Source organism: Streptomyces sp. W16, assembly GCF_033194735.1.
Taxonomy (GTDB): Bacteria; Actinomycetota; Actinomycetes; order Streptomycetales; family Streptomycetaceae; genus Streptomyces.
Map to the genome: position 1 here is coordinate 1 of NZ_JAWOAI010000059.1, position 14,145 is coordinate 14,145.

General features: G+C 68.6%; 12 protein-coding genes and 1 pseudogene. 4 read left to right on the top strand and 9 right to left on the bottom strand.

The features are described 5' to 3' along the window. The 3 genes and pseudogenes from R6V09_RS10780 to R6V09_RS10790 all read left to right on the top strand — a co-directional run. Positions 1-449 (top strand): annotated as a pseudogene (locus R6V09_RS10780) (dipeptidase); the annotation flags it as partial. A 62-nt stretch (positions 450-511) separates the two neighbouring features. Continuing rightward, the gene (locus R6V09_RS10785; RefSeq protein WP_317881144.1) at positions 512-1,234 is read left to right on the top strand and encodes an MBL fold metallo-hydrolase; all 723 of its coding nucleotides are present in this window, start codon (positions 512-514) and stop codon (positions 1,232-1,234) included. A 4-nt stretch (positions 1,235-1,238) separates the two neighbouring features. Continuing rightward, positions 1,239-2,294: a protein kinase family protein gene (locus tag R6V09_RS10790; protein ID WP_317881145.1), complete on the top strand. Its 1,056-nt coding sequence runs from the start codon at positions 1,239-1,241 to the stop codon at positions 2,292-2,294. Here R6V09_RS10790 and R6V09_RS10795 read toward each other — a convergent pair. The 8 genes from R6V09_RS10795 to R6V09_RS10830 all read right to left on the bottom strand — a co-directional run bounded on the left by R6V09_RS10795 (position 2,267) and on the right by R6V09_RS10830 (position 10,918). Then, positions 2,267-3,337 (bottom strand): ABC transporter ATP-binding protein, encoded by a 1,071-nt coding sequence (locus R6V09_RS10795; protein ID WP_317881146.1) that lies wholly within the window; start codon positions 3,335-3,337, stop codon positions 2,267-2,269. The two genes, R6V09_RS10790 and R6V09_RS10795, sit on opposite strands and share 28 nt — an antisense overlap. Then, the gene (locus R6V09_RS10800) at positions 3,334-4,452 is read right to left on the bottom strand and encodes an ABC transporter ATP-binding protein (RefSeq protein ID WP_442810016.1); all 1,119 of its coding nucleotides are present in this window, start codon (positions 4,450-4,452) and stop codon (positions 3,334-3,336) included. The genes R6V09_RS10795 and R6V09_RS10800 overlap by 4 nt, the downstream gene beginning before the upstream one ends. Beyond that, complete coding sequence (locus R6V09_RS10805) at positions 4,449-5,369, bottom strand: ABC transporter permease (RefSeq protein ID WP_317881147.1); 921 nt, start codon at positions 5,367-5,369, stop codon at positions 4,449-4,451. Before R6V09_RS10805 ends, R6V09_RS10800 begins: the two co-directional genes overlap by 4 nt. Further along, positions 5,362-6,348 (bottom strand): ABC transporter permease, encoded by a 987-nt coding sequence (locus R6V09_RS10810; RefSeq protein ID WP_317881148.1) that lies wholly within the window; start codon positions 6,346-6,348, stop codon positions 5,362-5,364. The genes R6V09_RS10805 and R6V09_RS10810 overlap by 8 nt, the downstream gene beginning before the upstream one ends. A gap of 121 nt (positions 6,349-6,469) precedes the next feature. Further along, positions 6,470-8,287: an ABC transporter family substrate-binding protein gene (locus R6V09_RS10815; RefSeq protein WP_317881149.1), complete on the bottom strand. Its 1,818-nt coding sequence runs from the start codon at positions 8,285-8,287 to the stop codon at positions 6,470-6,472. 250 nt (positions 8,288-8,537) lie between these two features. Beyond that, positions 8,538-9,578 (bottom strand): NUDIX hydrolase, encoded by a 1,041-nt coding sequence (locus tag R6V09_RS10820; protein ID WP_317881150.1) that lies wholly within the window; start codon positions 9,576-9,578, stop codon positions 8,538-8,540. A 143-nt stretch (positions 9,579-9,721) separates the two neighbouring features. Then, a complete protein-coding gene (locus R6V09_RS10825) occupies positions 9,722-9,916 on the bottom strand; it encodes a hypothetical protein (RefSeq protein ID WP_317881151.1) in 195 nt (64 codons plus the stop codon). Between the two features lie 30 nt (positions 9,917-9,946). Further along, the gene (locus R6V09_RS10830) at positions 9,947-10,918 is read right to left on the bottom strand and encodes a TIGR01777 family oxidoreductase (protein WP_317881152.1); all 972 of its coding nucleotides are present in this window, start codon (positions 10,916-10,918) and stop codon (positions 9,947-9,949) included. 223 nt (positions 10,919-11,141) lie between these two features. On the opposite strand from R6V09_RS10830, the gene R6V09_RS10835 reads away from it, so the two are divergent. Continuing rightward, complete coding sequence (locus tag R6V09_RS10835; RefSeq protein ID WP_442810018.1) at positions 11,142-13,127, top strand: NPCBM/NEW2 domain-containing protein; 1,986 nt, start codon at positions 11,142-11,144, stop codon at positions 13,125-13,127. Positions 13,128-13,172: 45 nt separating this feature from the next. Here R6V09_RS10835 and R6V09_RS10840 read toward each other — a convergent pair whose 3' ends face one another. Beyond that, positions 13,173-14,129 (bottom strand): ROK family protein, encoded by a 957-nt coding sequence (locus R6V09_RS10840; RefSeq protein WP_317881154.1) that lies wholly within the window; start codon positions 14,127-14,129, stop codon positions 13,173-13,175. Positions 14,130-14,145 lie beyond the last annotated feature (16 nt).

Consider the following 14,145-nt stretch of genomic DNA (forward strand, 5'->3'; position numbering starts at 1 on the left):
CGGTCGTCGGCGCCACCCCGTCCGTGCAGGCCGGCGCCCGCGCGCTGGTCAGCCTGCGCGTCCCGCCGGGCGTCGACGCGGCCGAGGCGACCAGGCTGCTCCAGGCCCACCTGGAGGCCCACACCCCTTGGGGCGCCCGCGTCCGTACCGAACAGATCGGCCAGGGCCAGCCCTTCAGCGCCGACACGACCAGCCCGGCGTACACGGCGATGGCCGACGCGATGGCGATCGCCTACCCCGGCCAGGAGATGCAGTACGCGGGCCAGGGCGGCTCCATCCCGCTGTGCAACACCCTCGCGGCCCTCTACCCCCAGGCGGAGATCCTCCTCATCGGCCTCAGCGAGCCGGAGGCCCAGATCCACGCGCTGAACGAGAGCGTGTCCCCGGAGGAGTTGGAGCGGCTGTCGGTGGCGGAGGCGCTGTTCCTTCAGAAGTACGCGGGCAACTGACCCGCTCTGCCCACAGCAGAGGGCCCTCGCCGTCGGGCGGGGGCCATCTCTACGGTCTTTCCATGGACGTCGTCGAGATCCTTCCCCGTCTCCACCTGCTGCGCTTCGCGGTCGGCCAGGCCTATCTCTGGTACGACGACGAGGAGTTGACGCTGATCGACGCGGGACCGGTGGGCTCCGGAGCGCCGATCGCGGCGGCGATCACCTCGCTTGGGCGGGATCCGGGGGCCGTGAGGCGGATCGTGCTCACCCATTTCCACGAGGATCACATGGGCGGGGCAGCCGAGTTCTCCGCGCTGGGCGGTGCGGAGGTGCTGGCGCATCGCCTGGACGCTCCGGTTGTGCGGGGTGAAGTGCCGGGCCCACCACCGGTGTTCGAGGACTGGGAGCGGCCGATCCATGCGGAGGCGGTCGAGCATCTGCCACCAGGGGACGTCCAACACCCGTGTCTGGTGGTGGAGCTGGAGGACGGTAACGTCCTCGACTTCGGAGGCGGCGCTCGTGTCGTCCACGTCCCCGGCCACACGGACGGCAGCATCGCGCTCCATCTGCGGGAGCACGGTGTGCTGTTCACTGGAGACGCCGTCGCCGCGTCACCGGTCGACGGCGAGGTGATGCTCGGCGTGTTCAACCTCGACCGGGCGCGGGCCGTCGCCTCCTTCCACCGGCTGGCGGCTCTCGATCCGGATGTGGCCTGTTTCGGTCACGGTGATCCGGTGATCGGAGGAGCCGGGTCGGCACTTCGGAGATCGGCGGACAAGTACACCGCCCCACGCCGAGGATGAACCCATGTCCCGCACCGAGCGCCTCATCGCCCACAGTGACATCGCCACCTCCCTCGCCCTCCTCTCCGACCACGAACTCGCCGAACTGGTCGACGCGGGGACGCCGTTGGGGTCGGGTATCGGCGGTCGCTCGGTGCTGATCGAGGTGGACGGCAGAAGGGTGTTCGGGAAGCGGATGCCGCTCACGGATCTGGAGCGACGGCCGGAGAACGTCCGGTCCACGGCCAACGTGTTCGGGACGCCCGCCTTCTGCCACTACGGCATCGGCGCGCTCCCCAGCCCCGGCTTCGGCGTCTGGCGGGAGCTGGCCGTCCACGAGATGACGACCAACTGGGTTCTGTCCGACCGTTTTTCGGGCTTCCCGCTGCTGCACCACTGGCGGGTCCTGCCCGACCCGGAGCAGTCACTCCCCGACGAACTCGCCGACGTGGAGCGGACCGTGGCCTACTGGGGCGCCGGACGTGAACACATCGAGGCCCTGCGCACGGCGTCCGCGAGCATGACCCTGTTCATGGAACACCTGCCGCACACCCTCCACGACTGGCTCTCCGAGCAGCTGCGCACCGACGACCCCGACACCGCCTGCGCCCTCGTCGAGCAGGGCCTCGAAGCCGTCACCGGCTTCCTCCGCGAGCACCAACTCACCCACTTCGACGTCCACTTCAAGAACATCCTCACCGACGGACAGCAGCTCTACCTCGCCGACTACGGCCTCGCACTCTGCCCGCGTTTCCGACTCGCGGCGGACGAACGCGACTTCTACGACCGCCACCTTCACTACGACCGCGCCTACGCCTTCTCCTACCTGGTGCACTGGCTCGTCGTGGACCTGTACGGCTACGGCAGCGACGAGCGCGAGGACTTCATCCGCGCGTGCGCCGACGGCAAACGGCCCGAGGGCATCCCCGAGGCCGCCGCCGGGCTCATCTCCCGGTACGCCCAACTCGGCGCGACGGTAGGCGACTTCAACCGCCGTCTGTGCGACGAGAGCAGGCTGGCTCCATACCCGTCCGCCGAGGAACTCGGCCTCGCCTACAACAGCTCCACGCTCTCCGCATAGTGACAAGCAACCGGGTTCCCCCCACCCCGGTCGACCAGCGCCGGCACCTCCTCCACGCAGGACGCGCGTTCGCTCTCGGTCAGCTGGTTCGCGAACTTGGGACACCGTGTGCGGAAGCGGCAGCCGCTGGGCGGGCGGACCGGGCTCGGGACGTCGCCCTGGATGGTGATCCGTTTCCGGGCGCGTTCCTTGCGCGGGTCGGGCAGCGGGATGGCGGAGACCAGGGCCTGGGTGTACGGATGTGCCGGGCGGGCGAAGAGCTGTCGGGCCGGGGCGATCTCGACCAGGCGGCCGAGGTACATGACGGCCACCCGGCCCGCCACGTGCCGCATCACCGACAGGTCGTGGGCCACGAACAGGAAGGACAGGCTCAGTTCGCTCTGCAGGTCCATCAGCAGGTTGAGGACGCCCGCCTGGATGGACACGTCGAGGGCCGACACCGGTTCGTCGAGGATGACGACCTTCGGCCGCAGGGCCAACGCCCTCGCGATGCCGATGCGTTGGCGCTGTCCGCCGGAGAACTCGTGGGCGAAGCGGTTGCCGTGCTCGGGGTTGAGTCCGACCAGCCGCAGGAGTTCGCTCACCTCGCCCTTCGCCGCGGGTCCGTACCGTCCGTGGATGCGCAGCGGTTCGGCGACGATCTCGTGGACGGTCATCCGTGGGTCGAGCGAGGCGTACGGGTCCTGGAAGACGATCTGCAACTCCCGGCGCAGGGGCCGCATCTGACGTCTGCTCAGCTGGGTCAGCTCGTGTTCCCGGTAGCGGACCTGGCCCGAGGTGGCCCGTTCCAGGCCGAGGACGGTGCGGGAGATCGTGGTCTTGCCGGAGCCCGACTCACCTACCAGGCCCAGGGTCTCGTTCTCGTACAGGTCGAAGGAGACTCCGCAGACGGCGTGCACATCGCCGACACGGCGGCGGATGAGGCCCTTGGACATGACCGGGAAGTGCTTGACCAAGTCCCGTACCTGGAGGACCGGTTCGCCGGTGCCGCCGTGGCCGGGCAGCGGCGGCAGGGGGGTTGCGGCCTGCGCGGGCGCGGTCATACGGGGTCCTCCCCGGGGTTCGTGGCGGGGGCCGCGTCGGCGAACCGGGCCAGGGCCTCGGTGTCCGCGCCGACCGCGTCGAAGACCTGGTCGGCGCCGGTGTCGACGAGTTCGTCGGCGAAGTGGCAGGCGCTGAGGTGAAGGTCGCTGCCGGCCCTGCGCAGGGCGGGCTCGTCCGTGTCGCACACGTCCCGGCTCATCGGGCAGCGGGGGGAGAAGGGGCAGCCCGGTGGCAGGTTGAGCAGGCTCGGCGGTGACCCGGTGATGGGAGTGAGGCGCGCCTCCTCGCGGTCGAGGCGGGGCAGGGAGCCGAGCAGGCCGAGGGTGTAGGGCATGCGCGGGGTGTAGAAGATGTCCTCGACGGAGCCGGTCTCCACTATCCGGCCCGCATACATGACCGCGACCCGGTCGGTGTGGCCGGCCACCACACCCAGGTCATGGGTGATGAGGACGAGTGCCGCGCCGGTCTCGGCGCGGGCGGTCTCCAGGGCTTCGAGGATCTGCGCCTGCACGGTGACGTCGAGGGCGGTGGTCGGCTCGTCGGCGATGATCACGTCCGGGTCGTTGGCCATGGCTATCGCGATGACGACGCGCTGGCGCATGCCTCCCGACATCTCGTGCGGGTAGCTGTCGACGCGCCGCTCGGGGCTCGGGATGCCGACCGTGCCGAGCAGTTCGACGGCCCGTTTGCGGGCGTCCTTGTGTTTCATCTCGGGGTTGTGGCGGAGCAGGGTCTCGCTGATCTGGTAGCCCACGTTGTAGACGGGGTTGAGGGAGGTCATCGGGTCCTGGAAGATCATCGCGATGCCGCTGCCGCGCAGGTCGGACAGACGCGCGTCGGACAGGCCGAGGAGTTCCGTGCCCTCGAAGCGGACCGAGCCGCGCACCTTGGCGCCGGTCGGCAGCAGCCCCATCACGGCGAGGGCGGTCACCGACTTCCCGGACCCGGACTCGCCGACGATACCTAGCGATTCGCCCCGGTCAAGCCGGTAACCGACACCGCGTACGGCCCGTACGGTGCCGTCCTCCGTGCCGAACTCGACGCTGAGGTCCTCGACTTCGAGCACCGCGGACGTCACGGGGACCTCGCGCACTCCATGACTCGTGGTCGTCACTGTCGCACCCTTTGCTGCCGGGGGTCGAAGGCGTCGCGCAGTCCGTCGCCGATGAAGTTGATGGTCAGTGCGATGGCGATGATGAACGCGCCGGGGATGTAGAAGAGCCAGGGCCGGGTGTCGACCGCCGTCTGGGCCTGGGACACCAGCAACCCCAGTGAGGTGTCGGGCGGTTGGACACCGAAGCCCAGGAAGGACAAGGCCGTCTCGGTGAGGATGCCGGTCGCCACCAGGATCGTCGCGTTGACGATGATCGGGCCGAGGGCGTTCGGCAGCAGGTGTCGGAAGATGATCCGCACGTCGGAGGCGCCGAGCGCCCGCGCCGCCTCGATGAACTCCTTCTCGCGCAGCGACAGCACCGAGGAGCGCACGACGCGGGCCACGTACGCCCAGGTCAGTCCGGCGATCACGATCGCGATCCAGTACCAGGAGCCGCCGGTGCGGGAGGAGATGACCAGCGCGATCGCGAACAGGGGCAGCGTCAGCACCAGATCGGCGATACGCATCATGATCGCGTCGACGACACCCCGGTAGAAGCCGGCGATGGCTCCCCAGATCGCGCCGACCAGCGTGGAGCCGAGCGCGATCATGATGGCGATCTTCAGCGAGGTCTGAGTGCCGCGCATGACCTGTGCGTAGGCGTCGTATCCCGAGGAGTTGGTGCCGAACGGGTGCTTCCAGGACGGCGGTTTGGAGTTGTCCTCGGTGTACTTCTCGTACGAGTAGTGCCACAGGTGCGGGCCGATGAACGCCCAGAGCAGGATCAGCACGAACACGACCAGGCTGACCATCGCGGCCCGGTGCCGCACGAAGCGGCGCAGTACCAGTTGGGTCTGGGTGCGCTGCCGTACGGTGAACTCGCGGTCGCCGGGCGGCAGTTGAGTGCCCGCGGACCCCGGTGCCTCGATGTCAGTCATAGCGGATCCTCGGGTCGAGTACGGCGTAGAGGAGATCGGCGATGAGATTGAACCCGATGACGACGACGGCGGAGAGCAACAGCCAGGCCATGGTGCGGTAGACGTCGAGCGTGGTCGCCGCCTGCACCAGCATCTCGCCCATGCCGTGCCACTGGAAGATCGTCTCCGTGATCACCGCGCCGCCCAGGATGATCGCGATGTCGAGCGCGGTGACGGTGGCGAGCGGGATGAGGGCGGTGCGCAGTGCGTGCCGGGTCATCACCTTGCCGCGCCGCAGTCCCTTGGCGCGGGCGAGCCGTACGTAGTCGCTGTTGAGGACCTCCAGCATGGAGGCGCGGGTGTAGCGGGTCCAGGACGCGAAGGAGACCAGCGCGAGGGTGATGGTGGGCAGGATGAGGTGGCCCACGTGATCGGTGAACTCGTTCCAGGTGGTGTCGACTTCGAGGTACGGGGACTTCTCGCCGATGGTGCCGAGGAACTGGCTGCCGGTCTTCTCGTTGAACCAGATTCCGGCCTGCTTGAGGAGGACCGCGAACCAGAACACCGGCATCGCGAGGAACAGGAAGCCGAAGAAGGTGATGGTGTAGTCGGCGGCGGAGTACTGGCGGATGGCGCTGAACACGCCGAAGACGACGGCCATGACCAGCGCGAGGATCATCGCCGCGGCGACCAGGGTGATGGTCACCTTGAAACGGGTGAACAGGTCGTGCCCGATGTTCAGGTTGGCCTGCACGGACGGGCCGAAGTCGCCGTGCAGGACACCGGTGATCCAGTTCCAATAGCGTTCCATCACCGGCTGGTTGGCGTGGATGTGCCCGGCAAAAGCGGCCACCGCCGCTTTGCTGGGCGCGGGTTGCCGTGAGGTGGCGAAGTTGGCCACCGGGTCACCGGAGTTGATGACGACCAGGAACACGATGAACGTCGAGACGATGAGGACGGGTATGGAGACGAGGATGCGGCGCACGGTGTAGGCGAGCATGCGGTCTTCTCTCGGAGGCCGGCGGGTCGGTGATGCCGTCCGTGGTCGGGGCCCGGCCCCGGTGTCGCCGGGGCCGGGCTCGACAGGCGTGCCGGTGGAGCCAACTACCTTGGGCCGTGGGCTACTTCTTCAGGCCCCAGGTGCCCGTGTTGTAGGCCGGTCCGACATTGGTGGAGTTGTTCCGCATGTTCACGAACCGCGTCTGCGAGGCGAAGAACGTCGGCTTCTGGTACAGCGGCAGGACGTAGGCGTCGTTCACCATGAGCTGGTCGGCCTGGTTGAGGAGGGCCGCGGCCTTGGTCGCGTCCGTCTCGCCCACGGCCTGGGAGATCAGGGAGTCGGCCGTCTTGTTGCTGTAGCCGCCGTAGTTGCCGCCACCGCCGGTGAACCAGTTCTGCTGGGCGTTGCTGGTCGGGAACGGTGCCGCGACCCAGGCGAAGACGATGATGTCGTACTGGTGCCCGGCGAGGACCGTGCCGAGGTCGGCGGCGCCGATCGGCTTGATGGTGATCTTGATGCCGAGGCTCGCCAGGTTGCTCTGCAGGATCTGGCACTCGCTCTGCCGGATCTGGTTGCCGGTGGTGTAGCGGCAGTTGAAGGGTCCGACGGCCTTTCCGTCCGGAGTCTTCAACGCCGTTCCCACACCGGTGAACTTGGCGTCCGTGAGGTACTTCTTCGCCTTGGTCAGATCACCCGATCCCTGGCCGGTGGCGCTGACCAGGTCCTTGTAACCGGCCTGCCCGGGAACGAAGTTGTGGCTGCCGAGCGGCTTCACGGCCGGGTCGAACTGGCCGACCGTCTTGGCGATGATGTCCTTGATGTTGATCGCCGTGAACATCGCCTGACGCAGCGCCAGATACTTGCCGAGCACCGGGTCGTGCAGGTTGAGGTCGAAGTGCTCCCAGGTCAGCCCGTTGCCTATGTTGTAGGTGATGCCGGGAATGTCCTTGACCTGGTTGACGAGGTCCACCTCGGGCTGCGGGTAGATGCCCTGAACCTCGTTGTTCTTCAGGGCCGTTGGCTCCTGGGTCGCGTCCGAGATCACCTTGAAGATCAGCCGCTGCAGGGTCGCCTTCTTCGCGCCGTACCACTTGGGGTCGGGCACATAGGTGGCGTGGTCGTTGTCGACCCACTGCTGCATCTTGTAGGCGCCCGCGGTGGGGTACTTGGTGGGCGGCGTCTTCTGGAAGTACTGCCAGGCCTGCGCCATCTGAGTGGCCGTCATGGCGGCGGCGTCACCGACCTTGGCGCCGGAGATCTTCTCCGCGGTGTGGGACGGATAGAGCGGATAACCCGCGCCGAACAGCGACTTCCAGTCCGAGTACGGCTTCGTCATCACCATGGTGAAGGTCTTGCCGTTGTCGGACGGGGTGAGGGACTTGATCCGGTCGTAGCCCGCGGTGCTCTGCGGCAGACAGCCATGGGTCTGGCTGGAGTCGCTGGCGGGCGGCGGCGGGCAGTCCTTGCCGTTGTTGGTGCGCCAGTAGTAGGTGAAGTCGTCGGCGGTGATGGGCGTCCCGTCGTTCCACGCCGCCTTTGGGTTGATCTTGTAGACGATGGTCTGCGGGCTGGTGCTGGTCTGCGTCGCCGAGGTCACCAGATCGGTGTTCAGAGCGACGGTGAAGTCCGGCTGGGGTATGAACACCTGCGGCAGGACGACCTCCAGGGCCTCCCCGTTCTCGAAGGTGTTGCCGTTGACGTCCTGGACGTTCCACTGCTGGATGTTCTTCTCCAGCACATAGGTGTACGTTCCGCCGGACTTGGTGGCGGCCGAGTTGCAGGTGTTGGCCTTGCCCACGGTGTTGCAGGACGTGAGTCCGGCCGAGCTGCCCTTGTTGGAGCCGCCGCCCCCGCCGCCGCTGCTGCAGGCGGTGAGCACCAGGGTGAGCCCGGCGGCGAGGGTGAGGGCCCGGGTGAGGGCCGAGGATGGCGCGCGCATGTTCCTCTCCTTCGACCGGCGAAAGGTCCGGTCCCGTCAAGGCGGCTGGCGGCCGCGAGAGAACTGAGCTGCGCAAAGACGTTAGAGCTCCGATGTACCTTCTTCACGTTCTTGTTCATACCGGGAAGGCGACAATTCGCCCTCGCTTTGTTATCGGAATGACCCACACCCCGCAAAATCACCAGGTCGCGTCCCCGAAAAGGCAAAGTCCCGTCCAACATCGTTGATCAGACCGCAAATTGACGTGTCGTCAGCCAACCGGCACACCCGCCTCCAGATACAGCGCGGCCCCGCGCTCGCGGGCCCGCAACGCCCAGCGCAACCGCTCGTAGCGGACCGGCGGCAGTAGATCGGCCGCCTCCTGTTCGGTGGCGAAGCACCAGCCGCGCAACTCCGGTCCGGGCAGCAGCAGTCGGTCCGCCTCGGCGGCGCTCAGCCGGCCGCCGTCGAAGAGCAGGCGCAGACCGCCGTAGCCGGGCGGCACAGGTGGTTCCCAGTCGACGACGAGCAGCCGGGGTACGTCGTCGAGGACGATGCCGGTCTCCTCGGTGACCTCGCGCATACCGGCCCGGGCGGGTGCCTCGCCGGGTTCGACGACACCGCCGGGGAACTCCCAGCCGGCCTTGTAGGTGGGGTCGACGAGCAGGACCCGGTCCTGTTCGTCGAAGAGGAGCACTCCGGCCGCGACGGTCTCGGAGGTGGGCTCCGGGGTCTGCACGATGTCGCAGACCGGGACGGTACCGCTGCCGACGGCCTCGGCGATCCGGCGGGCCGTCTCGTACGGGGTGAGGGCACTGGTGTCGACGAGATGAGCGTCGGCGGTGAGCCAGGAGGCGAGTGCGGCATGGTACGGCTCGATGTGGTCGTACGCCCACTGCTGCATCCGCAGCTCGCCGTCGGGGAGGTCCGGCGGGATCTCCCGGCCGGCTATCCGCTCGCGCAGGATCGTTTCCGCCGGGGCGAGGAGAACATGCCGGACCGCGACCCGGCGGGCCGCCAGGCCGCCGAAGATCTCGTCGCGGTACTCCTGGCGCAGCAGGGTCATCGGGACGACGAGGGTCCCGCCGAGCTCGGCGAGCATGGCGGCGGCCGTGTCGATCACGAGCCGTCGCCAGATCTGCAGGTCCTGGAAGTCGCCGACCTCCGCGAGGTGCTTGGGCGGGAGCAGGTTCGGGAGTGCCCCGCCGATGATCTCGGGGTCGAAGAACGTGCTGTTCGGGATCAGGTCGATCAGTTCCCGTGCGGTGGTGGTCTTGCCTGCACCGAACGCACCGTTGATCCAGACGATCACGGACAGTTCCCCCTCTTCTATTGGCCCCCTGAGGCTTGCCCGTTCCACCCTGCCACGGAAACCAGCCCCAGTTGAGAGGCCACATACGACGGCGCCGGTGCCCCTTCCGAGGAGACACCGGCGCCGCACGCTTGTGACCGTGTTCAGCTGTTCTGTCCGAGGGCGTTCTCGTCGACGGCGAAGCTGCCGTCGCTGACGAGGTGGTCCATGGAGCCCACGGTGTCCTTGACGTTCAGATCGCCGAGTACGTCGTGGTCGTGGGAGTGCGACGGAGTGATCGCGGCGACGACGAACCCGGTGGCGAGGGAGGCGATGGCCAGCATGCTGCGCTTCTTCATGCCCCGTTCAACTGACGAAGCGCGCCGGGGTCACGCCCGGACCGGCCACCGGGTGGAAACCGCTCCGCCGCGCGCACGTCGCACGAGGTCGACGGCCGCCTCGGGCCACTGCGGATGGTCGAAGGTGAACCCCTCCGCCAGCAGCCGCCCCGGGACGACCCGCCGGCTCTTCAAAAGGAGTTCGGTGTCCGAGCGCAGCGCGAAGGCGCCCAGCTCGGCCATCCACCTGGTGGCGGGCAGGCCCACGGGGATGCCCCGGGCGGCGCGCAGGACGCGCATGAAGGCGCGTTGCGGGAGCGGCCCCGGGGCGGCGAGGTTCACCGGCCCGCTGATGTCCTCCCGAGCGACGAGGAACTCCACCGCGCGGACGAAGTCCTGGTCGTGGATCCAGGAGACGTACTGGGCGCCGCCCGCGACCGGACCACCGAGCCCGAGCCGGACCAGCCCCGACAGGACGTCGAAGACACCGCCCCGGTCGGGACTCATCACCATGGCGGCACGCAGGGCCACCTTGCGGGTGTGCGGGGTGTCGGCGCGTTCTTGCTCGCGTTCCCAGTTCTTGGCGATCTCGACGCTGTACGACCAGTAGCCGGGGACGTCGGGTTCGGCGCCGCCGATCAGGCCGGTGGCCTCGTCGTTCGGGGCGTCGTAGCGATGGGTGTAGACGGTGGCGGTGCTCATCTGCAGCCAGACGCGCGGCGGGTGCACGGCGGCGGCGATCGCGTCGCCGACCACCCGGGTGGAGTGCACGCGCGAGTCCATCATGGCCTTCAGGTTGGCAGGGGTGTAGCGGCAACTGACGCTGCGGCCCGCCAGGTTGATCACGACGTCGCTGCCGTCGATCTCCCGGGCCCAGGAGCCCGGGTGCTCGCCGTCCCACCACACCTCGCGGTCGCGCGTCGGCCGCCTTGTCAGGACGACGACCTCATGGCCGGCTTCGGTCAGGGCGCGGTCGAGGATCGCGCCCACCTGTCCCGTACCGCCGGGGATGACGATCTTCACAGGGCTCCCCCTTCTGTTCGGAGTGAGCCTAGCGCAGAAAGTTGAACGTGTTCAAAACTCATCCAGCGAAATATCGAACAACTAATACGCAACCCTTCCAACAGAGTCCGACACGTCCTAACGTAATCGCGCACATGACATGCACAGGAAGTGATCCCATCTTTCGCGAGTCCGGAGGAACGTAACGATGCGTCACCCTCATACCCGCACGACCCGCCGAAGAATGTTCGGAGCGCTCGCCGCAGGGCTGTTGTGCACGGCGGGCCTCGCCGCGCCCGCCGTCGCCGCCCCCGTACAGGACCCCGTCTCCCCCGCCCTGGCCGACGGCCAGGCGCTCACGCCACCCATGGGCTTCAACAACTGGAACTCCACCAACTGCCGTGCCGAGTTCAACGAGTCCATGGTCGAGGGCATCGCGGACATCTTCGTCAACAAGGGCCTGAAGGCCGCCGGTTACCAGTACGTCAACCTCGACGACTGCTGGGCCCTGCCGTCCCGTGACGCCGACGGCAAACTCGTCCCCGACCCCGTCCGCTTCCCGCACGGCATCAAGGCCGTCGCGGACTACGTGCACTCCAAAGGGCTCAAGCTCGGCATCTACACCAGCGCCGGCACGAAGACGTGCAACGACGCCGGATTCCCCGGCGGCCTGGGCCACGAGTACAGCGACGCGCAGCAGTTCGCCGACTGGGGCGTGGACTACCTCAAGTACGACAACTGCAACAACCAAGGCGTGGACGCCAAGTTGCGCTACAACACCATGCGCGACGCCCTGAAGGCCACCGGCCGCCCGATCGTCTTCAGCATCTGCGAGTGGGGCGAGAACAAGCCCTGGGAGTGGGCCGCGGACGTCGGACATCTGTGGCGCACCACCGGTGACATCAGCGACAACTGGGGCTCGATGCTGTCGATCCTCAAGCAGAACCTGCCACTTGCTCCGTACGCCGGTCCCGGGCACTGGAACGACCCCGACATGCTGGAGGTCGGCAACGGCGGCATGACGGACACCGAGTACCGCTCGCACTTCTCGATGTGGTCGATCATGGCCGCGCCCCTCCTCATCGGCTCCGACCTGCGCACGGCGACCCCCGCGACCTTCGACATCCTCGACAACAAGGAGGTCATCGCGGTCGACCAGGACCCGCTGGGCAAGCAGGGCAACGTTGTCACGTCCGAGGGCGGACGCTGGGTCGTCGCCAAGGAGATGAAGGACGGCAGCCGTACGGTCGCGCTCTTCAACGAGTCCGGCAGCGCCCAGCGCATCGCCACCACCGCGGCAGCCGTCGGCCTCCCGGCCGCCCGCGCCTACACCCTGCGCGACCTGTGGCAGCACAAGAGCTACAACACCGCGGGCGCCATCTCCGCGACCGTCCCGGCCCACGGCACGGTCCTCGTACGGGTCCTGGCCGACCGCAACTCGGTCAAGAACCCGCCCGCCGTCGAACTCGGCCTGGGCAGCGCCCCGTTGGTCCAGGCGGCGACGCCCACCCCGCTCACGACCACAGTGACCGACCTCGGCCGTACGACCGCCGAGCACGTCTCCGTGACCCTGACCGGGCCCGCCGGCTGGAAGATCCGGCCCAGGTCGTCGACGACCGCGAAGGCCGTGCCGACCGGCAGATCGCTGCGCACCAAGTGGACGGTCACCGCTCCCCAGGGGACGCCCACGGGGTCGTACGACCTTGCGCTGAAGGCGAGTTACCGCTCGCCGAGCGGTACGCGCGTCACCAACATCCTGCCGTTCACCGCGTCCGTGGTGGTCGCTCCGCCCGCGGGGACCTCGTACCTCGGCAACCTTCCGTGGATGTCAACGGCCAATGGATGGGGGCCCGTTGAGCGCGACACCAGCAACGGGGAGAGCGCGGCGGGGGACGGTCATCCGATCACCCTCGGCGGAGTGGTGTACGCCAAGGGGCTCGGTGTGCACGCCGAGAGCGAGGTGGCGTACTACACCGGGAAGGCGTGCGAGAAGGTCACCGCGGACGTCGGTGTGGACGACGAGAAGGGGGCCAACGGGACCGTCGCCTTCGAGATCTGGGCCGACGGCACCAAGGTCGCCTCGACCGGCGTCCTCACCAACGCGATGCCCGCCCAGCCGGTCACGGCGGACGTGACCGGCGCCCAGGTGGTCCGACTCGTCGTCACCGACGGCGGCGACGGGATCGACTCGGACCACGCGGACTGGGCGGATGCTCAACTCACTTGCTGATCGGGGACGTAGGCCGCTGAACGAACGTTTCGGCCGGTCGGTTCCTCACACCACCCCGGCCGTGGTCGTGCTCGCCTGCCCGGCGAGCGCGGCCGCGGCCGCTCCCACAAGGCCGGCGTCCGTGCCCATCTGAGCCGGCGTCACCGTCAGCCGCCGTACGAAGGACAGCGTCGCGTAGTCGCTCAACGCCTTGCGCAGCGGCGTGAAGAGCACGTCGCCCGCCTTGCCCACGCCCCCGCCGATCACGGCGATGTCGATCTCGACGAGGGTCGCGGTGGCCGCGATACCGGCGGCGAGGGCCTGTGCGGCCCGCTCGAAGGAGGCCACCGCGATCGGGTCACCGGCACGGGCGGCGGCGGCAACGGCCGCGGCCGAGGTGTCGCCGTCGGGACCTGGCAGCCAACCGCCCTCGACCGCCCGCCGGGCGATGTTGGGACCGCTGGCGATCCGCTCCACACAGCCGCGTGAACCGCACGGACAGGCGTCGCCGTCCAGGTCCACGCTGATGTGGCCGATGTGGCCCGCGTTCCCGGTCGGCCCGGGATGCAACTGCCCGTTGAGGACGAGACCGCCCCCGACTCCGGTGGAGACCACCATGCACAGCGCGTTGGCGTGCCCGCGCGCCGCTCCCTGCCAGTGCTCGGCCGCCGTGATCGCCACGCCGTCGCCGATCAGCTCGACGGGCAGGTCACCGGCCGCCGCACGCACCCGCTCGACGAGCGGAAAGTCGCGCCAGCCGGGCACGTTGACCGGGCTCACGGTGCCGGCGGAGGCGTCCACGGGACCCGCGCTGCCGATGCCGAGGGCGCTCGCGCGAGACCACGAAGGTGATGCGGTGAGCTCCGCGAGCACCTCCTCCACGGCTCGCATCACGGTGTCGCCGTCGTCCTGCGAGGGCGTCGGGCGCTGTGCTCGCACCAGGATCTTGCCGTGGCCGTCCACCAGCGCCCCGGCGATCTTGGTGCCGCCGATGTCGAGCGCGGCCACGAGGTCGGTGTGCATCAGTGTCAGATCTCCC